The organism is Larkinella harenae (assembly GCF_054780515.1).
This window is the reverse complement of the sequence record NZ_BAAGWE010000002.1, coordinates 671984-690741: the sequence shown is the minus strand read 5'-3', so window position 1 is coordinate 690741 and position 18758 is coordinate 671984. Positions and strand designations below refer to the sequence as shown.

The window sequence follows — 18758 nt, the reverse complement described above, 5'->3', positions numbered from 1 at the left end:
AAACGTTGAAACTGTCCATGCGTCTGAGTCAGATCAGGGCGCTTCTGTAAAAAGAAACTGGATCGATTCACGCAACAATCCGTGGGTTCCGAAAAGTTATTTCGCAGAGATACGCAGCGAGTTGCGGACTTAAGCAGTGACTCTGCGTACCTTTGTTCGTCTCCGCTAACCCTGAAATATAACCCTTCTGATTATGCAGCGTACACACCATCTCGAACAAGCCGAAAAACAGGAATTCGATCTGTGCATCATTGGTGGAGGAGCCACCGGTGCCGGTTGTTTGCTGGATGCCCAGAGCCGGGGCTTAAAAGCCATTCTGATTGAGAAACACGATTTCGCTTCTGAAACATCCAGTAAATCCACCAAACTGATTCACGGCGGGGTACGGTATCTGGAACAGGCCGTCAAACAGGCCGACCTGAACCAGTATCATATGGTGAAAAAAGCCCTGCGTGAACGGCTGACGCTCATTCGCAACGCACCCCACCTGGCGCACCCCCTGGCACTGCTGACGCCCTGCATGAGCTGGATGGAAGGGGTGTATTATACCGCCGGGCTGAAAATGTACGATACCTTATCGGGTACCTTGAGCATCGGCAAAAGTGAGTGGCTCAACAAGGAAGAAGCCCTGAAACGCAATCCGGCCTTGACGCACAAGATTCACAGTGCGGTTTTGTACTACGACGGACAGTTGAACGACGCCCGCTACAACATGTCGCTGGTCAAAACGGCGATGCGGTACGGGGCTGTGGCCCTCAACCACGCTGAAGCCCGGGCGTTTGAGAAAGATGCCACCGGCCAACTGACAGCACTGCATGTTCGGGATTCGCTGACGGGAAAATTATTGCGGGTGCGGGCCCGGCGGTTTATCAATGCCACGGGGCCTTTTGCCGACCGAATCCGACTACTGGCCAATCCGGACATGGGCCGTCGGATGCGGGTGAGCAAAGGCGTTCATATCATTGTGCCGGGCGAACTGATGCCGACCGATACGGCCATTCTGGTACCCAAAACCGATGATGGCCGAGTCATCTTTATTATTCCGTACAACGGCAAACTGATGATTGGCACCACCGAAACGGAGTCGGAACTGGGCGAAACGGAGCCGGTAGTAGAACGGTCGGAAGTTGATTACCTGATCAGTTATGTCAATCGCTATTTTGAAAAACCGATCCGTGCCGATCAGGTAATTGCCGGTTTTGCGGGTCTGCGACCGCTCCTGCAGGCCGACCCCAACGCCGATACCAAACAACTCGTGCGCGATCACGAAGTGGAAGTCGATAAAACGTCGGGGCTGATCAGCATTCTGGGCGGCAAATGGACCACCTACCGCCTGATGGCGCAGGATACCATCGACAAGTTCTACGAACTGCAGGAGCTGACCGAAAAAACGTGTATTACCGATCATATTAAGCTTGTTGGCGCCGAAGGGTACGCGGACGATTTCTGGAAAGTGCTGGTCCGAAAATACGGGCTTTCAGAAACCGTAGCGCAGCACCTGAACCACCAATACGGTACAGAAAGCCTGGAAATTGCGCAGCTCATGCGCGAACAGCCCGACTGGAGCGAACGGCTTTCTGACCAGTTGCCGCACACCAAAGCGGAAGTCGTTTTTGTGGTTCGGGCCGAAATGGCCCAGACGCTCAAGGACGTGCTGGCCCGCCGGTTCGGGCTGGAGCTGACCGACTGGCAATCCACCGACCAGATTACGGAAACCGTGGCCGACCTGATGGCGGCTGAACTCGGCTGGTCTGACGAAGAACGCCAGAAAGCCGTTCTGGACTACCACGCCGAACTCGACTGGTTTCGGAAATCGGCGGGCCTGGTTGTCTGAAAGCTCTAATAGTTAATGGTTATTGCCTTGCTGTCATCGCTTTTGCAGGGGCTGCAAAACCGTTCTGGCCGCCCCTGCAAAAGGATTATTTATTGCTCAGCCGCATGATTCCTTTCACGATCTGTACCAGCACAACGGGTGCAACACCAGCGGCTACAATGAGCCAGAGCTCCGTGCTGGGAATCGTTCCAATGCTGAGTACCTGCGCCAAAAAGGGTACAAAATAGGTTAGCAACAGGATGGCCAGGCAGAGGATAATAGCGTACCAGATGTATCGGTTGCGCGTGATCTCGTTGACAAAAAACGAGTGGCCGGAGCGCAGGTTAAAAACGTGCAGGATTTGCGCGAACGATAAGGCGTAAAAAGTCAGGTTGTTGCCTTCTTTTTCCGTGAGGCCCAGTTTCTGCGTACCGAGCAAATAGGCCCCAAGTACCGAGGCCGTGAGAGCCAGCGCGTAGAAAACCACCATCCGCCAGTCGCGACCGTCCATGATCGGCGTTTTGGGGTCGCGGGGAGGCTTGTGCATCAGGCTTTCATTTTCACGACCCACGCCCAGGGCCAGCGCCGGAAAAACGTCGGTGACAATGTTAATGAACAAAATCTGCAAGGGCAGCAGCGGATTGCCAACATTCAGAAAACCGGCGAACGTGACCACAAAAATTTCGCTCAGGTTACACGATAGCAGAAACAGCACAAATTTTCGGATGTTCTCGAAAATCACCCGACCCTGCGCAATGGCGGTGACGATGGACGTGAACGAATCATCTTTCAGTACCATATCGGCGGTTTCGGCGGCCACCTGCGTACCCCGTAACCCCATTGCGATGCCGATATCCGACTTTTTCAGCGCCGGGGCATCGTTGACCCCATCGCCGGTCATGCCAACAATATCACCTTCCTGCTGGTACAACTCAATCATGTCCAGTTTCTGGGCCGGGCTAACCCGCGCAAAAACCCGGGATTCGAGCAGTTTCTTTTTGTCTTCGGCCTGGAGTTCGTTCAGCGGTTTGAGGTCTTTGCCCGTCAGCACGATTTCTTCGCCGGGTTCAATCAGTTTGACTTTGGAGGCAATGGTCAGTGCCGTGGCCGGGTGGTCGCCCGTCACCATAATGACCTTGATCCCGGCTTCGCGGCAGGCTTGCAGGGCGGGCGTGACTTCGGTGCGGGGTGGATCGAGAAAACCAATCAGACCGACGTAGGTGAGGTCCTGGTCCGCAAAATCGTCGCCCGGTTTGGTATCGGTTTCGCGGTAGGCAAAGGCCAGCGTTCGTAAACCGTCGGTTGCCATTTTTTCGGAAAGGTCGTAGTACGCTTTCCGGGCTGTTTCGTCCAGCGACTGGCAGCGGTCCAGCACTTCTTCGGCGGCTCCTTTCACGGCCACGAAAAAACCGCCATCGTGTTCGTGGAGCGTGCCCATAATCCGGGTGTCGGAACTAAACGCTTTTTCGGCCTTGCGCGGAAATTCCTTGTGAATCGCATCCGGATTTTGTCCGGCGGCAATGGCAAACTTCAGCAACGACACTTCTACCGGGTCACCCACTTCCTTCGGTTTACCGTCGACGATGTCGTAATCCGCATTGTTGCAGAGCACCCCAACCCGAATGAGCTGCTGATAAATGTCTGATTCCGTAATGGATGCATCGCCGTGAACCACTTCGAGCTTCTGGGCTTCGGCGTCGGCCCGGATTTCGGCCTGCTGATCAGGTAGTTGTAGCGTATTGACTTCGATGCGGTTTTGGGTAAGCGTACCGGTTTTGTCCGTAAAAATAACATTGGTACCACCCAGCGTCTCGACTGCCGATAGCCGCTTGACAATCACCTTGTTCTCGGCCAGTCGCAGCATGCCGTAGGCCAGCGCAATGGTGGCAACGACCGACATGCCTTCCGGAATAGCGGCAATGGCCAGGGCCAGTGCGGTTTCGATCAGCCGCAGCGGTTCTTCGTTCCGGAGCAAACCAACCGCCAGAAACAAAGCCGCTAGCCCGACCGTCACCCAGATTAGTACTTTGGCCAGCGAGTCCAGTTTGGCTTCCAGGGGAGTGGCCGAGCGTTTAGCTTCCTCAACCATCGTGGCAATTTTACCCAATTCGGTTTGCTGCCCGATGCCGGTGACAACGGCCCGACCGGTGCCCGCCGTAATGGGGGTGCCTTTAAACAGACGGTTGTGCTGATCGCCCAGTGGCGATTCGTCCGGGGGCAGTTCGGTGTTTTTATCAACTGGCAGCGACTCGCCGGTCAGGGCTGATTCGTCGGCCTGGAGTTGACTGACTTCGAATAGATTACCGTCGGCGGCTACCAGGTCGCCCGCTTCAACCACCAGAATATCCCCAACGGTGACTTCCTCCGACGAGATTTCCCGGACCCGGCCATCACGCAGCACCCGCGCGGGCGTGGTGTCCATTTTGCGTAGCGCGTCCATCGACTGGCGGGCGTTCCATTCAAGGATAAAACCGGTGATGGCGTTGATGAGCAGAACGGCAATGATGGCAAAACCTTCGACGGTTTCGCCCAGGAAAAACGAAATTCCGGCGGCTGCCGCCAGAATGTATACGATGACGCCGGTGAACTGACGCAGCAGAATGGTGAGCGCACTCTCACGTTTGGTTTCCTGCAACGCATTCGGCCCGAATTCTTCGTAACGACTTTGGGCTTCGCTGGCAGTCAGGCCGGATTTTGGATCAACCTGAAGGTCGGCCAGCAATTGGTCGATCGGGATCTGATGCGGTTTTTCGGGAAAGGATACAGTTGACATTGTGATAGGTAGATAGGAATATGCTGGTGTAACTTCGAACAAAATCAAGCTGTTCGCTGGAATCGGGAAATACGAACTTTCTGGCGAATAAGCCAAGTCCGGGCGCTGCCAATTTCGGGAAAGAAGTAGATTTTGCCGTAAAAGCCTTCTATAGAATGATTGTGTAGTGGCAGGCCGGGCCGGAGGCTGCTGCATACCCATCTCAATCCGCCTGTATACCGCCATGAAATCGTTCTTACTGATTGGTTTGCTCATCGTGAGCACCAGTCTCATTGCCCAGCAAAAACCGTATTCCCAGCGCATGGCCGATTCGTTCATGACCTGGCATCCGGATTCCATCCTGATCGGTAACCACAAGACCGCCCGCTGGGATTATGAACAGGGGCTGGTGCTGAAAGCCCTGGAACGGGTTTGGTACCGAACTGCCGACGCGAAATATTTCAACTATATTCTCAATGACCTGAACCAGTTTGTTCGTTCGGATGGGAGTATTCGGACCTACAAACCGGAGGAATTTAACATCGATAACATCACGACGGGTCGGTTGTTGCTGACAATGGTGCAGCAATCCTTGCCGGGAAAAGAGAAGTTTCAGAAAGCGGCTTCGACGCTTCGTTACCAACTGGCGCAGCAGCCGCGTACGAAAGAGGACGGTTTCTGGCACAAAAACCGCTACCCGAATCAAATGTGGCTCGACGGTCTGTACATGGCCGAACCCTTTTACGCCGAATACAGTCAGGTGTTTATGCAGCCGGAGAACTTCGATGACATCGCCAAGCAGTTTGCCCTGATTGAAACGCATCTGCTCGATCCGAAAACCGGCTTGCTGTACCACGGCTACGACGAAAGCCGTCAGCAGAAATGGGCCAACCCAAAAACCGGTCAGTCGCCCAACTTCTGGGGCCGATCGATGGGCTGGTACGCGATGGCGCTGGTCGATGTGCTGGATTACTTTCCGCCAAACCACCCGCAGCGGGCCAATCTGGTGAAGTACCTCCAGCGCCTGGTGCCGCCCGTCGTGAAATACCAGGATCCGAAAACGGGCTGCTGGTTTCAGATCATCGACCAGGGTGCCCGCAAAGGAAATTACATTGAAGCATCGGCGTCGTGCATGTTTGTGTATGCGCTGGCGAAAGGCGTGCGAATGGGGTATCTCGACAAATCGTGGCTGACAGCTGCCCAGAAAGGCTATCAGGGTATTCTGAAAAACTTCATCGAAACGGAAGCCAACGGGATCATTCACCTCACCGGCACCGTCAGCGTGGGCGGTCTGGGCGGTAATCCGTACCGCGACGGCAGCTATGACTATTACCTCAGTGAGCCCCTCCGGAAGGACGATCTGAAGGGAATCGGACCGTTTATTATGGCGAGTGTAGAAATGGAGATGGTGCCGGAACTGGCCGTCGGTACCGGAAAAACCGTGGCTGTAGATTACCATTTCAACCGCGAATTCCGGAAAGGAGTACTCGGACAAACGGAGCAGTTTCATTATACCTGGGAAGACCGGATGCACTCGGGATTCTGGCATTGGGGGAATACCTTCCGCGAGCTGGGGGCCAAAACCGTTGCCCTCCGGACCGCGCCAACTGCCGAGTCGCTGAAAGGCATCGACGTTTACATTATTGTTGACCCTGACTCGCCCAAAGAAACCCAAAAACCAAATTATATCCAGCAGGCCGATGCCGAGGCTATTCTGGAGTGGGTTAAAGCGGGCGGGGTGCTGGTGATGATGGCGAATGATACCGCGAATTGCGAAACCAACCATTTCAACGAACTGGCGCAACAGTTCGGGATGCGGTTTACCGACAAAAACCGTAACATGGTAAAAGGGAAAAACTGGGAGCAGGGTAAGGTGACGATTCGGGCCAGAAACCCGGTTTTCAAAGAAACCAAAGCCGTTTACATCAAAGAGCTGGCTACACTCGATCTGGAAGCGCCGGCGCGTCCGTTGGTTGCGGAAGGGAACGATGTCATTATGGCGGTTGCCACTGTGGGAAAAGGGACGGTTTTTGCCGTTGGCGACCCCTGGCTCTACAATGAATACACCGATGGCCGGATCGTTCCGCTGGTTTACGAGAATTACAAAGCGGGCAAAGAGCTTGCGACCTGGTTGCTGGGGCAGGTCCGATAAAAGCTGTTTCGCGGAGTTATAAATTTCGCTGGTTCATCCTCCATTATCTCCGCTTTACTTCGCGAAAAAACTGGTTTAAAAGATTTTATTAAAAAGTCTTTTAATAAATCCTTCTTCCCAATTACCTTTGTCCCTATGAAATCGAAGCTAACCGAGCAGAATACGGAACAGAAGATTAAAGAAGCGGCCCAGAAAGTATTTTTGGAACGGGGATTCGACGGCGCGAAACTGCGGCACATTGCCGAGGAGGCTGGCACAACGATGGCGATGGTAAATTACTACTTCCGGAGTAAAGAGCAGCTTTTTCAGAGCATCTTTCTGGAAACCATGCGTTCCTTTCTGGGACGCATCATTTCGGTGCTGAATGAAGAGGTTCCATTGGAAATTAAAGTCTGGAAAGTGGTTGATAACTATACGGATTTTCTGCGGTTAAACCCGCATGTGCCCGTTTTTGTGCTGTCTGAACTCCAAAAAGACAGTAGCGAGGTGTTTGAAAAACTGAATGTGAAAAGTATGCTGGAATCCGCTTATTTTACCCGGCAGCTTCAGATTGAGGGCGAAAAAGGCACGATTCGGAAGGTAAAACCATTGCAGTTGATTGTGACGTTGCTGGGGAGTTTGATCTTTCCGTTCATGGCCAAACCCATTGTCTCGTACATCGGCGGAATGGACGAAATAGCCTACCAGGCTTTTTTGGAAGAGCGCAAAGTGATTGTTTTTGAAACCGTGATGGCGTATCTAAAACCTACGTGATTTTTTTTGGTTTCCAGTTAAAATATTTTTTAAAAAACGCATTTAGAATAAATTTTTAAATGAAACTATGAAACCGTTATCCCTCTTTTTAGCGGGCCTGCTCCTGAGCCCGTTGGTGAGCGCGCAGACTGTCAGGACGCTGGATCAGTGTTATGCGGCCGTTTTGACCAATGATCCGCAAACCCGCCAGCGGGAGCTGATTCAGCAAACCGGTGAGCTGACCTTAGCCAATCTGGAGAAAAACCGTTGGCTGCCCCAACTGAGCGTCAACGGGCAGGCGACCTGGCAGTCGGAAGTGACGAAACTGCCCATTGAGTTGCCCGGTGTACCAATTCCGCAACTGAGTAAGGACCAGTACAAACTGACGGCAGATGTGAGCTATACGCTGTATGAGGGCCAGCAAACTACGCTTCAGAAGCAAATCCAGCGGGCCAGTACGGCGGTGGGGGTGCAACAGATTGCCGTCGAGCAAAACCGCCTGAAGGAGCAGGTAAACGCTTATTTTCTGAACATACTGCTAACGGACGAAAACACCCGACTGACCCGCATCCGGCTCGAAGAACTGCAAAACCGCCTTGCCAAGGCCGAAGCTGGGGTAACGTTTGGAACCGTTGCAACGGTGGGGGTGGACGTGTTACGCGCCGAAATCCTGCATACTGAGCAGCAGTTGGGCCAACTGGCGGCCACCCGCCGGGGCCTGCGCGATCAGCTCGCTATCCTGACGGGACTCCCGATGACCGATAGTACACGGCTTGTGATTGAAGAGCGTCAAACCGATGTGGCCAACCTGACGCTCAGTCGCCCGGAGCAAAAGCTGTTCGACGCCCAGCGGCATTTGCTGGATGAGCAGCTTCGGCTGATGAACAATCGGCTACAACCCCGCTTAAGTACCTTTGCCCAAGGGGGGGCGGGTCGCCCGGCGCTTAATTTCCTGAATAACGATTTTCGGGGCTTTTTCATTGGCGGGCTTCGGCTAAGCTGGAACCTTTCATCGGTGTATACACTCAGCAATGACCGTACCGTGCTGGCACTCAGCCGGGAGCAGGTGGCTGTGCAGCAGAAAGTATTCGACCGGAATTTGTCTTTGCAACTCCGGCAGCAGCAAACCGAAATTGACCGAATCGGTGCTTTGCTCGAAAAAGACCGGGCAATCAGTAGCCTACGCTCTAAAATCCGGCAAACCGCCAGCGTTCAACTTGACAACGGGACCCTGGCTGCCCGTGATTATACGACCGAACTCAACGCCGAAAGTCAGGCGCTGCTGAACCAGAAAACGCACGAATTACAACTGCTATTGGCGATAGTACACTACCGCACACTCACCAGCAATTAATCCTCCCAAATGATTCATTACCATGAAAAATAGCCTGATTATCAGTTTGCTATCCATTAGTTTGATAGCCTGCCAATCCGAACCGCAATCGGATGCATACGGCAATTTCGAAGCCGTCGAAACCATTGTGTCGGCTGAGGCTACCGGGGCCTTGCAAAAACTGGCCATTGAAGAAGGGCAGACATTAAAAGCCGGGCAAACCGTTGGGCAGATTGATCCGCTGCAACTCCAGTTACGGAAATCGCAGTTGCTGGCCAGTCAGCGGGCGGTTTCCAATCGCTCACCGAATATTCCGGTCCAGCTGTCGCCCTATGAACAGCAGCTAGCCGTTCAGCAACAACAACTCCAGACACTGCAACGCGAAAAAACAAGGACCGAAAACCTGATTGCTGCCGGAGCTGCTCCCGCCAAGCAGTTGGATGATATTGTAGCCCAAATGGAAGTTGTTGAACGGCAGATGGCGCTGATTCGTCAGCAACGGGCCGCCCAGCAATCGGCGCTGACAACGCAGCGGAGCGGAACGCTTTCGGAAGAAGCCCCGCTGCAAGAACAAATTCGGCAGCTCGACGATCAGATCAGCAAGGCAACGATTGTTAACCCGGCTACCGGAACCGTTACCGTCAAGTTTGCCGAACCCGGCGAAGTAGTTAGTTACGGAAAGCCGTTGTATAAAGTGGCTGATCTCGATCAGATTACGCTTCGGGCCTACATCAGCGGAGACCAGTTGGTGCGGGTGAAAGGCGGTCAGCGGGTAAAGGTATTGGTGGATGCTCCCAACGATCAATTTAAAGAATACGCCGGGACGATCACCTGGATTTCGAGTAAAGCCGAGTTTACGCCCAAAGTGATTCAAACGAAAGACGAGCGCGTCAACCTGGTCTACGCACTGAAAATCAAAGTGAAAAATGATGGCGGTTTAAAAATCGGAATGCCGGGGGAGGTGAGGTTGTGAGGTGGGTTTACGGACGCTTGCTAAACGATGAGAGCGCCAGACTCGCGTTAGCCTGGAGCGTGCGTCTGCCACCCAAAACCGTATACTGAAAACCGTAAATCCTAAAAACATGGATGCGATCATCATTGAAAATGCCTCGAAATCGTATGAGAAGGTGCCGGCGGTAACGGATGTGTCGTTGTCGGTTCGGTCGGGCGAATTGTTTGGGCTGATTGGGCCGGACGGTGCCGGAAAAACCACGCTTTTCAAAATCCTGGTGACGCTGCTACTCCCTGATCGGGGCCGGGCGCTGGTAGCTGGGCGCGATGTGGTCAGGGAATACAAGGCATTGCGGCAGTTGGTAGGCTATATGCCCGGCCGGTTTTCGCTGTACCCGGACCTCAGTGTGCAGGAAAATCTGGCGTTTTTTGCTACGGTTTTTGGCACCACAATCAAGCAGAATTACCACCTGATTCAGGAGATTTATTCGCAGTTGGAACCGTTCAAAAACCGACGGGCGGGGCAGCTTTCCGGTGGTATGAAACAGAAGTTGGCCCTGTGTTGTGCGCTGATTCACAAGCCCGAAGTACTGTTTCTGGACGAACCAACCACCGGCGTCGATGCGGTTTCGCGCAAGGAGTTCTGGGATATGCTCCGCAACCTGAACGAACGCGGACTGACAACGCTGGTTTCGACCCCGTACATGGATGAAGCGGGCCGCTGCGATCGGATTGCGTTCATGCAGAATGGGGCCTTGCTGGCGGTCGATCGGCCGTCGGCCATCACCAGCCGATTCCGAAAACCGTTGTACGCCGTTCGGGCCGCTGATACGTATCGTCTTATTCAGGATTTGCGGCAGGCCCCATTTACCGAAGCCTGCTACGCTTTTGGTGAATTCCTGCACCTGACCATCCGGTCCAACGAAACAACCGACCGCCAGATTGGGCAGTATTTGCTCGACAAGGATCACCGAAGCATTGAAATTCAACCCATTCAACCCGGCATCGAAGACACCTTTATGGCGTTGATGACCCAGCCGCAACCAACCACCTGACAATCATGGAAAACGCCGTCGTTACCCACCAATTGACCAAGAAGTTTGGCGATTTCGTGGCCACCAATGCCATCACGTTCGACGTGGCGCAGGGCGAGATTTTTGGTTTTCTGGGGGCCAATGGAGCCGGAAAAACCACGGCCATGCGGATGCTTTGCGGGCTGCTGAAGCCGTCGTCGGGCGAAGCCAGGGTGGCCGGTTTCGATGTCTACCGGCAGTCTGAGAAGATTAAGCAAAATATTGGCTACATGAGCCAGCGGTTTTCGCTGTACGAAGACCTGACCGTGCGCGAAAACATCCGGTTTTACGGCGGTATTTACGGCCTGCACCGGGCCGATATTCCGGCAAAAACCGATCAGATTCTGGCGAAACTGGGCATTGAATCCGTGGCCGATTCGCTGGTAGCTTCGTTACCGCTAGGCTGGAAGCAGAAGCTGGCCTTTTCGGTGGCTCTGCTGCATCAACCCAAAATTGTGTTTTTGGATGAGCCGACGGGTGGGGTTGATCCGATCACGCGCCGGCAATTCTGGGACCTGATTTATGAGGCTGCCCACCACGGTACGACGGTTTTTGTGACCACGCACTACATGGACGAAGCCGAATACTGCAACCGAGTTTCAATCATGGTCGACGGCAGAATGAAAGCCCTCGACACCCCAACGGGCCTCAAAACCACCTACGGCGTGGAGTCCATGGACGCCGTATTTCAGATTCTGGCCCGGGGCACTTCAACGAACTAAATTATGAACCGCTTCATCGCCTTTGTCAAAAAAGAATTCTTCCACATCCTGCGCGACCGGCGGACGTTGCTGATCCTGTTTGGCCTGCCGTTGGTGCAGGTGCTGCTCTTCGGGTTTGCGCTAACGAACGAGATCAAGAACGCACGAATTGCTATCCTCGATAACGATAAAAGTGCGCATTCGCGGCAAATTACGACCAAGCTGCTGGCATCCGGCTATTTTCAACTGCGGGAAAATCTGCGCTCGAACAGAGACATTGAGCGGGCGTTCAGGCGGGGTCAAATCAAATTGGCGGTGGTGTTTCCGGCCAATTTCACGGCAAACTACGAACACGGTCGCCAGACGCAGATTCAACTGCTGGCCGATGCCACCGAGCAGAATACCGCCATTAGCCTGACCAGCTACGCGTCGGCCATCATCCGCGATTATGCCCTTGATCTCAATCCCGGCGTTCAGCCGCCGTTGGTCATTGACGTACGCAGCCGCATGGTGTTCAACCCCGAACTTCGGGGCGCGTTTGTCTTCGTGCCGGGCGTGATGGCCATGGTGTTGCTGTTGGTATCGGCCCTGATGACCTCCGTCACGATTGCCCGTGAGCGCGAGACCGGTACGTTGGAGGTGCTGATGGTGTCGCCGTTGAGTCAGGGGCAGATTCTGCTCGGGAAAGTGGTGCCGTATCTGGTGCTGTCGTTTCTAAACGGCTGCCTCATCATTGCCCTCGGTGTTTTTGCGCTAAACGTACCGCTGAACGGCAGCCTGGTGTTGTTGCTGGCCGAAACGCTGCTGTTTATTTTTCTGGCGCTGTCGATCGGGATTTTCATTTCGTCGATGGTCGAAACGCAACTGGTGGCCATGTTTGCCTCGCTGATGGCCATGCTGTTGCCGACGATTTTCCTGTCGGGCTTCATTTTTCCGATCGAAAGCATGCCGAAGCCGCTCCAGATCGTTTCCAACCTCATTCCGGCCAAGTATTTCATTGCCATTGTGAAAGGCATCATGATCAAAGGGGCGGGCCTGCGGTATCTCTGGCAACCCACGCTGGTGCTGATCGGGATGGCCCTGTTTTTCATGGGCTTGAGTTTGCGAAATCTAAAACCCCGTTTGTCATGAACCGGATTCGTTATATGGTGGAGAAAGAAATCCGACAGCTCCGCCGAAACCCCGTACTGTTGCGGATTATGCTCGCAGCCCCAGTCATGCAGCTGATTCTGCTGTCGTACGCGGCCAATTACGAAGTGAAAAATCTGAACATTGCCGTGGTTGATGGCGATCACACGACCTACTCACAGCGGCTGGTGAGCAAATTTAGCCACCTGACCAATTTCAATCTGACCGGGTATTTACCGGGGGAGAAGCAGGCCCGGCAAACACTGCTGGCGGGGAACGCGGATCTGGTTCTGGTCATTCCGCCCCGGTTTGAGCGGGATATGGAAAAGGAGGGCGGTGCCGCCGTTCAGTTGCTGCTAAACGCCATCGACGGCTCCAAAGCGGGCATTGCCAACGGCTACGCGACGGCTATCATCCGGGACTTCAGCGCTGATATTCTGGCCGAAACCCGCGCCGTGACGCCGGGAGCAGTGCCGACGATGGAGGTCGAGAATCAGTACTGGTACAACCCCCGGCTGGACTACAAAACTTTCATGGTTCCGGGGGTTTTGTTTGAACTGCTGCTGTTGGTTGGTGGACTGGTGTCGGCCCTGAACATGGTGCGGGAAAAAGAGATCGGAACGATGGAGCAACTAAACGTAACGCCCATCCGGAAACACGAATTTATTCTGGGCAAGTCCATTCCGTTTGTGCTGATTGGACTGGTTTTGTTTACGGTTGGCTTGCTGCTGGGCCGGTTTTTATTCCAAATCCGGATTGAGGGCAGTGTTTTGCTGATGTATGTTTTTGCCTTCTTGTTTCTTATTCTCAGTGTAGGGCTGGGCCTGCTTATTTCGACGATGGCTGAAAATCAGCAGCAAACCCTCTTCGTTTCCTTTTTTCTGATGGTGTTGTTTATCCTGCTCAGCGGGTTGTTTGCCGCTACCGAAAACATGCCGGAATGGGCGCAGTGGCTGAATGTTATTAACCCGCTGAAGTACATTATTGAAGTGGGCCGGAATGTTATGCTGAAGGGCAGCACCTTTGCCGATGTCAGCCGTCAGTTTGTGGCGCTGGCGGGCATGGCGATTGGGCTGCTGGCGCTGGCGTCGTGGCGGTACCGAAAGACGGTGTGAGTTTAACAGTTGTTTCGCGGAGGCTGGCAAAGGAGAGTTGAGCTGAGTGGAGTTTTCTCTGCTTAACTCGATTGAACTCCGTGAAACAACTGATAAGACAAAGGTAGATAACCGGTGGCCCCTGCTTTGTATAGCTGAATTCTACATTCTCCGTACTCATGAATAACGCAATTGGAAGGTACCGCTGGACGATTTGTGGTCTGGTGTTTTTTGCCACAACGATTAATTACCTGGATCGGGTGGTGATTAGTTTGTTAAAAGGTGATCTGGAAAAAGACTTTAACTGGACGGAGACGGATTATGCAAATCTGGTTTCGGTTTTCCAATTGGCTTACGCACTGGGGATGCTGGGCGTTGGGCGGCTGGTCGATAAATTTGGTACAAAAATCGGGTATACCCTTTCGCTGACGGCCTGGAGTATCGTTGGCGTTCTGACGGCATTTGCCAAAACAACCTTCGGCTTTGGCATTGCCCGGGCGGCTTTGGGCTTGAGCGAAGCCGGTAACTTTCCGTCGGCCATCAAAACCATTGCGGAATGGTTTCCGAAAAAAGAACGCGCACTGGCGACCGGTATTTTCAACTCCGGAACCAACGTGGGTGCCATCCTGGCTCCGCTGACCGTTCCATTTATTGCCGAATTCTGGGGGTGGCAGTGGGCCTTTATCCTGACGGGGGCAACGGGTTTTATCTGGTTGGTCCTGTGGATCACGATGTACGACACGCCCGCCCGGCATAAAAAAGTGACACCGGCAGAACTGGCCTACATCAACAGCGATCAGGATGAACGGGTAGTCGAAGCCGCTTCCGATGAGAAAGTGTCGTGGTTCAAACTGCTGACCTTCCGGCAGACCTGGGCGTTTGTGCTCGGTAAAATGCTGACCGACCCCATCTGGTGGTTTTACCTGTTCTGGTTGCCCGCCTTCCTGAAAGCGGAATACGGTTTGACGGGCATGGCGGCTTCGTTGCCGGTAGCGGTTGTATACACCATTGCGAGTGTGGGCAGTATTTTCGGCGGTTGGTTACCATTGAATTTCATCAAAGGAGGAATGCCGGTTTTTCGTGCGCGGAAAACGTCCATGCTGATCTACGCCGTCGGGGCGGTTCCGGTCATTTTCGCTCAATTCCTGGGTAGCATGGGCATCTGGCTGGCGGTGCTGAGCATTGGGCTGGCGACATCGGCCCACCAGGCCTGGAGCGCCAACATCTTCACGACGGTTTCGGACATGTTTCCCAAAAAAGCCGTAGGCTCGGTAACTGGTATCGGTGGTATGGCGGGCGGTTTGGGCGGTATGGCCATTTCGTCGCTGGCCGGAAAACTGTTTGATCATTACAAGGCGCTGGGGCACATCGAAACGGGGTACTACATTATGTTCATGATCTGCGGATTTGGCTACCTGCTGGCCTGGGTCATTATGCACCTGCTCGTTCCGAAACACAAAATGGTGGTGCTTTCGAACCAGGATGAGCCGGTGAAAGTAGTCTGATTTTTTAAAGTTTACAGGATACGGTTTACAGCATTCGGGGGTATCGAACACCGAATGCTGTAAACCGTATCGTTCGTTCGTTGGCACTCAATCATTTACGATTTCAGATGAAACGATTCGTTGCGCTGGGAATGTGGCTGCTCACTACGCTGGGTGGTGTTAGGGCGCAAATTGTTCGGAAACCGATTCCCGACAAACTCGTTGTGCTGACGTTCGACGATGCCAGCGTGACTCAGGCGACGGTGGTGGCTCCGCTGCTGAAGAAATACGGGTTTGGTGCCACATTTTACGTCTGCGAATTTCCGCCCGATTTTGCCGACAAGAAAAAATACATGAGCTGGGAGCAAATTCGGGAGCTGGACCGCCTGGGCTTTGAAGTGGGCAATCACACGCTGACGCACAGCAACGTGGCCAAACTCTCGAAAATGCAGTTTACGGCTCAGCTCGATTCGCTCGAAGCGCGTTGTAAAGCCTACGGCATCAACCGGCCAATGACCACTTTTGCCTATCCCGGCTACGGTACGCATCCCAACGCGTTTGATGTTCTGAAAGAAAAAAACTACCAGTTTGCCCGCGTGGGCGGGGCGCGGCCCTACGATCCGAAAGCCGATCATCCGTACCTGATTCCGAGTTACAGCACCACCGAACCGAACAATCACGACAGAGAGCGAATTTTCAACGCTTTTCAGCAAGCCAAAAATGGTAAGATCGTGGTGATTACGCTGCACGGCGTACCCGATTACGCGCACGACTGGGTAACCACGCCCCCGGCTATTTTTGAGGATTATATGAAGTACCTGCACGACAATGATTACAAGGTGATTGCGATGCGGGATCTGGGGCAATACGTCGATTACAAAGAAGCTCTGCAAACCGTTCCGGCTCCGCTGCCGCCGGTTTCGATTCGTGTGGATCTGGATAAGCAGAAAGGGCGCATGGACCCGATCTGGGCGTGGTTTGGCTACGACGAGCCAAATTACACCTACCTGAAAGACGGCAAAAAACTGCTGTCCGAACTGGCGGCCCTGAGTCCGGTGCCGGTGTACGTGCGGGCGCATAGCCTGCTGGTGACCGGAGACGGCAAACCGGCCCTCAAATGGGGCTCCACCAACGTGTACACGGAAGACGCCAAAGGCAAACCGGTGTACGACTGGACGATTGTTGACAAAATTTTTGACACCTACATTGAGCGGAGAATGAAGCCGATGGCGCAGATCGGTTTTATGCCCGAAGCCCTCTCGTCCAAACCGCAACCGTACCGGCACGACTGGCAACCCGGTCAGCCCTACGACAAGATTTATACGGGCTGGCGGTATCCGCCCAAAGACTACGAAAAGTGGGCCGAACTGATCTACCAATGGGTTAAGCATTCCGTAAAACGCTACGGCAAAAAGGAAGTTGAGAGCTGGTACTGGGAACTCTGGAACGAACCGGACAGTCCGTACTGGGGCGGCACGGTCGACGAATACAACAAGCTCTACGACTATTCGGTGGATGCCGTCCGGCGGGCGCTGCCAACGGCCAAAGTCGGTGGGCCGCACGTCACGGGGCCGCAGGGCAAGCGGGGGGCAACTTTCCTGAAAGCGTTTCTGGATCATTGTCAGAAAGGTAAAAATTACGTCACGGGCAAAACCGGATCTCCGCTCGATTTTGTGGCCTTCCACGCCAAAGGGTCTCCCCGGCTGGTCGATGGCCATGTTCGGATGAACCTGGGCACGCAACTGCGGGATATTTCGCACGGTTTTCAGATTGTAGCTTCGTACCCCGAGTTCAGCAAATTGCCGATCATCATTGGCGAGTCGGACCCCGAAGGCTGCGCGGCCTGTGGGATGCAAACCAATCCCGAAAATGCCTACCGCAATGGCACGTTGTACTCGAGCTACACAGCGGCTGCTTTTGCCCGCAAGTACGAACTGGCCGACCTTCATCAGGTAAATCTCAAAGGGGCGGTTTCATGGTCGTTCGAATTTGAAAATCAGCCCTGGTTTTATGGTTTCCGCGATCTGGCGACGAATGGCGTTGATAAACCGGTGCTGAATGTGTTTCGCATGTACGGCATGATGCGCGGGAAGCGGGTGGAGGTGACGGGCAACATGGCGTACCGCACAACCGCCGTTCGTGATTCCAGCGTACGCCGGGCGGCTCCGGATGTGAACGCGCTGGCGGCCCGGGATACTGCGTCGAACACCGCAACCGTGATGGTCTGGAATTACCACGATGATAATGTGTCGGCTCCGGTTTCGCCGGTCGATCTGGCCATTAAAGGCTTACCTACAAAGCAGGTGCTGGTCACGCAGTACCGAATCGATGAGGAACACAGCAACTCCTACGCAGTATGGCAGAAAATGGGCTCACCCCAGCAACCGACGGCGGAGCAGATTGCAGCGCTGGAAAAAGCCGGGCAGCTGGCGCAATACGGTTTTCCGGTGAAGACCGACGTGGCCAACGGGGAAGTGAAACTAAACACGGTTTTGCCCCGGCAGGCGGTAGCACTCTTCAAACTGACGTGGTGAGTTTTTAGTTACACGGCGGCTTCCTTGTTGTATTTGCTCCGGTATTCGAGGGGCGATAGGCCGGTAATTTTTCGAAATACTCCCGAAACGCTTTTACGTCGGAATAGCCGACTTCGTACATAACCTCGTTGATGGTTTTGCGGCTGGTTTCCAGCGCCTTTTTGGCTGCTTCCATTTTGACGCGCTGCGCGTACTCAACCGGTGTATTGCCCGTTGCCTTGATGAATCGGCGGTCAAAGTTTCGGCGACCCACCGCAAACTGGGCCGATAACTGTGCCATCGACAGCTTCTCATCCAACCTGGTCTCAATGTAAGCCTGGGCTTTTTTTACCAGTTCGTCGCTGTGTTGTTTCTGACCGGTAAAGATGGTAAACGCCGACTGGCTTTGCCGGTCAATTTCAATCTGAAAAACTTTGGCGCAGTAAATAGCGGTTGGGCGGTCGTAGTATTTTTCAATCAGGTAAATGAGCAGGTTCAGAAACGAATACGCACCCCCGTTGGTATACAGGCCGTTTTCGTCCGTAATCAATTGATCGGATTGCAGATGCACGTTGGGAAACAACCGGCGGAACGTATCCGCAGCAGACCAGTGTGTTGAACATTTTCGGCCGTCGAGCAAACCGGCAGACGCAAGCATAAACGCGCCGGTGCAGATGCTAGCCACTTCAGCACCGTTTTTATAGTGTTTTTCAATCCAGTCGATGAGCAGTTTGTTGCCATTCACGGCTTTTTGGAAATTTCGAGCCAGCGACGGAATAATGATCAGGTTGGTTTGGCGGATGGCGGAAATGTGGGTTTGTGGTTTTATGGAAAATAGGCCGTTATAAAACTCCGCTTTTGCCGAAATGCCGGCTAATTCAATTTGAAACAACGCTTTTCTGCCGGATTCCTGCCAATACGAATTGGCGCTGGCAAAGATTTCGTACGCACCTATGATGCTGGCGATGCTGCTCAAATCACTCTGGCCGTCGGGGACAATAATGGTGAGGTGTTTCATACCTTTTTGGTACG

Annotated in this window: 13 protein-coding genes and 1 pseudogene; 12 read left to right on the top strand and 2 right to left on the bottom strand. The window is 53.6% G+C overall.

What is annotated here, in order from left to right:
- Positions 1–193 precede the first annotated feature (193 nt).
- Positions 194–1834: a glycerol-3-phosphate dehydrogenase/oxidase gene (locus ACYVH9_RS14225; protein WP_460637022.1), complete on the top strand. Its 1641-nt coding sequence runs from the start codon at positions 194–196 to the stop codon at positions 1832–1834.
- An 85-nt stretch (positions 1835–1919) separates the two neighbouring features.
- Here ACYVH9_RS14225 and ACYVH9_RS14220 read toward each other — a convergent pair whose 3' ends face one another.
- Positions 1920–4586 (bottom strand): cation-translocating P-type ATPase, encoded by a 2667-nt coding sequence (locus ACYVH9_RS14220; RefSeq protein WP_460637021.1) that lies wholly within the window; start codon positions 4584–4586, stop codon positions 1920–1922.
- 223 nt (positions 4587–4809) lie between these two features.
- Between ACYVH9_RS14220 and ACYVH9_RS14215 the strand changes: the two genes are divergently transcribed.
- The 11 genes and pseudogenes from ACYVH9_RS14215 (at position 4810) to ACYVH9_RS14165 (ending at position 17747) form a co-directional block, all read left to right on the top strand.
- Positions 4810–6717, top strand: a complete 1908-nt coding sequence (locus ACYVH9_RS14215) for a glycoside hydrolase family 88 protein (RefSeq protein ID WP_460637020.1) — start codon at positions 4810–4812, stop codon at positions 6715–6717.
- Between the two features lie 135 nt (positions 6718–6852).
- Positions 6853–7470, top strand: coding sequence for a TetR/AcrR family transcriptional regulator (locus tag ACYVH9_RS14210; protein ID WP_460637019.1), 618 nt, complete (start codon positions 6853–6855; stop codon positions 7468–7470).
- 67 nt (positions 7471–7537) lie between these two features.
- A complete protein-coding gene (locus tag ACYVH9_RS14205) occupies positions 7538–8803 on the top strand; it encodes a TolC family protein (RefSeq protein WP_460637018.1) in 1266 nt (421 codons plus the stop codon).
- Between the two features lie 22 nt (positions 8804–8825).
- Entirely contained in the window at positions 8826–9755 is a 930-nt protein-coding gene (locus tag ACYVH9_RS14200; RefSeq protein WP_460637017.1) for an HlyD family secretion protein, read from the top strand.
- A gap of 109 nt (positions 9756–9864) precedes the next feature.
- On the top strand, positions 9865–10788 hold the full coding sequence (locus ACYVH9_RS14195; RefSeq protein ID WP_460637016.1) for an ABC transporter ATP-binding protein: 924 nt from the start codon (positions 9865–9867) through the stop codon (positions 10786–10788).
- Positions 10789–10793: 5 nt separating this feature from the next.
- Positions 10794–11528 (top strand): ABC transporter ATP-binding protein, encoded by a 735-nt coding sequence (locus ACYVH9_RS14190; RefSeq protein ID WP_460637015.1) that lies wholly within the window; start codon positions 10794–10796, stop codon positions 11526–11528.
- A 3-nt stretch (positions 11529–11531) separates the two neighbouring features.
- The gene (locus tag ACYVH9_RS14185) at positions 11532–12638 is read left to right on the top strand and encodes an ABC transporter permease (RefSeq protein ID WP_460637014.1); all 1107 of its coding nucleotides are present in this window, start codon (positions 11532–11534) and stop codon (positions 12636–12638) included.
- The gene (locus ACYVH9_RS14180) at positions 12635–13750 is read left to right on the top strand and encodes an ABC transporter permease (RefSeq protein WP_460637013.1); all 1116 of its coding nucleotides are present in this window, start codon (positions 12635–12637) and stop codon (positions 13748–13750) included. The genes ACYVH9_RS14185 and ACYVH9_RS14180 overlap by 4 nt, the downstream gene beginning before the upstream one ends.
- A 158-nt stretch (positions 13751–13908) precedes the next feature.
- Positions 13909–15234, top strand: a complete 1326-nt coding sequence (locus ACYVH9_RS14175) for an MFS transporter (protein ID WP_460637012.1) — start codon at positions 13909–13911, stop codon at positions 15232–15234.
- 107 nt (positions 15235–15341) lie between these two features.
- Positions 15342–15791 (top strand): annotated as a pseudogene (locus ACYVH9_RS14170) (polysaccharide deacetylase family protein); the annotation flags it as partial.
- A gap of 270 nt (positions 15792–16061) precedes the next feature.
- The gene (locus tag ACYVH9_RS14165; protein WP_460637594.1) at positions 16062–17747 is read left to right on the top strand and encodes a GH39 family glycosyl hydrolase; all 1686 of its coding nucleotides are present in this window, start codon (positions 16062–16064) and stop codon (positions 17745–17747) included.
- Positions 17748–17751: 4 nt separating this feature from the next.
- Here the strand turns inward: ACYVH9_RS14165 and ACYVH9_RS14160 are convergent, their stop codons facing one another.
- Positions 17752–18744: a GlxA family transcriptional regulator gene (locus ACYVH9_RS14160; protein WP_460637011.1), complete on the bottom strand. Its 993-nt coding sequence runs from the start codon at positions 18742–18744 to the stop codon at positions 17752–17754.
- Positions 18745–18758 lie beyond the last annotated feature (14 nt).

Bases quoted from the DNA above. Each gene is read 5' to 3' on its own strand.
- ACYVH9_RS14185 (WP_460637014.1), top strand. From the start codon at position 11,532: ATGAACCGCTTCATCGCCTTTGTCAAAAAAGAATTCTTCCACATCCTG.
- ACYVH9_RS14220 (WP_460637021.1), bottom strand. From the start codon at position 4,586: ATGTCAACTGTATCCTTTCCCGAAAAACCGCATCAGATCCCGATCGAC.
- ACYVH9_RS14195 (WP_460637016.1), top strand. From the start codon at position 9,865: ATGGATGCGATCATCATTGAAAATGCCTCGAAATCGTATGAGAAGGTG.
- ACYVH9_RS14225 (WP_460637022.1), top strand. From the start codon at position 194: ATGCAGCGTACACACCATCTCGAACAAGCCGAAAAACAGGAATTCGAT.
- ACYVH9_RS14165 (WP_460637594.1), top strand. From the start codon at position 16,062: ATGCGGGATCTGGGGCAATACGTCGATTACAAAGAAGCTCTGCAAACC.
- ACYVH9_RS14160 (WP_460637011.1), bottom strand. From the start codon at position 18,744: ATGAAACACCTCACCATTATTGTCCCCGACGGCCAGAGTGATTTGAGC.
- ACYVH9_RS14200 (WP_460637017.1), top strand. From the start codon at position 8,826: ATGAAAAATAGCCTGATTATCAGTTTGCTATCCATTAGTTTGATAGCC.
- ACYVH9_RS14175 (WP_460637012.1), top strand. From the start codon at position 13,909: ATGAATAACGCAATTGGAAGGTACCGCTGGACGATTTGTGGTCTGGTG.
- ACYVH9_RS14205 (WP_460637018.1), top strand. From the start codon at position 7,538: ATGAAACCGTTATCCCTCTTTTTAGCGGGCCTGCTCCTGAGCCCGTTG.
- ACYVH9_RS14190 (WP_460637015.1), top strand. From the start codon at position 10,794: ATGGAAAACGCCGTCGTTACCCACCAATTGACCAAGAAGTTTGGCGAT.
- ACYVH9_RS14215 (WP_460637020.1), top strand. From the start codon at position 4,810: ATGAAATCGTTCTTACTGATTGGTTTGCTCATCGTGAGCACCAGTCTC.
- ACYVH9_RS14210 (WP_460637019.1), top strand. From the start codon at position 6,853: ATGAAATCGAAGCTAACCGAGCAGAATACGGAACAGAAGATTAAAGAA.
- ACYVH9_RS14180 (WP_460637013.1), top strand. From the start codon at position 12,635: ATGAACCGGATTCGTTATATGGTGGAGAAAGAAATCCGACAGCTCCGC.